The 1182-nt window shown below is 34.4% G+C and carries 3 protein-coding genes; all 3 read left to right on the plus strand.

Translation table 11 applies throughout. The features are described from left to right. A partial coding sequence (locus RU86_RS11765; protein ID WP_096815454.1) for a hypothetical protein occupies nucleotides 1-372 on the plus strand: 372 nt, incomplete at its 5' end. 1 nt (nucleotide 373) lies between these two features. Further along, a complete protein-coding gene (locus tag RU86_RS11770) occupies nucleotides 374-784 on the plus strand; it encodes a DUF4176 domain-containing protein (protein ID WP_096815455.1) in 411 nt (136 codons plus the stop codon). Next, a partial coding sequence (locus RU86_RS11775; protein ID WP_425435925.1) for a hypothetical protein occupies nucleotides 785-1182 on the plus strand: 398 nt, incomplete at its 3' end. It lies immediately after the preceding gene.

Here is a 1182-nt window from a genome sequence, read left to right on the forward strand (position 1 = left end):
ATGACGAAACAAACGCAGAATCAAAGAGTAGCTGAAATGGCGAATAAGCTAAGATATGAGGGATTTGAGACAGAGATTGTGAAAGAATTGAAAAAAGAATTTCCAGATATTAAAGCAATCAGGTTTGAGGGGACAAGCAGAAATGATAAAACGGGTTTTTATTGGTCAACGTTTCATATCACAGCAGATTGGACAGAAAATCAACCTGAAAGTGAGGGGTGTTCACAGATAAACTATACTTCTATTCAAGATATTAAAACTAATGGTTATTCAATGGGCATAACAAAATTGATGAATAAATATGATGAAACAGGTAAAACAGTAACTCCTGTATTAGTCACGTATTCAACTGGAAAAAAGAAAGAGGTTTAATATGTCGGAAGCAATCAATCTATTACCACTTGGTACAGCCATCAGTAAAAAAGAAAGTGATAACGTTTATATCATCATATCGAGAGGGTTTCAAAAACAAGAAGACGGTACAGTTTTAGCGAGTTATGGTGGAATTATTCACCCTTTTGGAAAAACTGTAACACACGCCCCGATTCAGATAGCTGAAAATGAGATAACGGAACTTCATTTTTTAGGTTATGAAGATGAATTAGATGTCTCCTTTATCAAACAACAGCTTTCAAAGGCTTCAGAACCATCACAGAAAATTGGAGATCAGATCACCATATCAACATTAAAGTCTACACTTGTTTCTCAAACCATTACAGATGACACAGTAGAACTTGACCATCCTCAGGATCCATTTTATAAATTTAGAAATAGGCAGAATTGAATGAATAAGCGAAAGAAAATAAGGATAAGCATAGCTATTGGTTTATTACTAGTTATCGGCATTGTCGGAGGGAACTTATATATGACGAAACAAACGCATAATCAAAGAGTGGCTGAAATGGCGAATAACCTAAGATATGAGGGATTCGAGACAGAGATTGCGAAAGAATTGAAAAAATTTTTTCCAGATATTAAAGCAATCAGGTTTGAGGGGACAAGCAAAAATGATAAAACGGGTTTTTATTGGTCAACGTTTTATATCATAGCTGACTGGACTAAAGGACAGCCTGAAAGCGAATGGAGTTCACAGATAGACTATACTTCACTCCAAGATATAAAAAATAATGGTTATACAATGGTTATAACAAAGTTGATGAATAAATATGATGAAACAGGTAA

It is taken from the genome of Pseudolactococcus piscium (genome assembly GCF_002441695.1).
GTDB lineage: Bacteria > Bacillota > Bacilli > Lactobacillales > Streptococcaceae > Pseudolactococcus > Pseudolactococcus piscium.

Coding starts and splice junctions, on each gene's coding strand:
- RU86_RS11770 (WP_096815455.1), top strand. CDS start 374: ATGTCGGAAGCAATCAATCTATTACCACTTGGTACAGCCATCAGTAAA.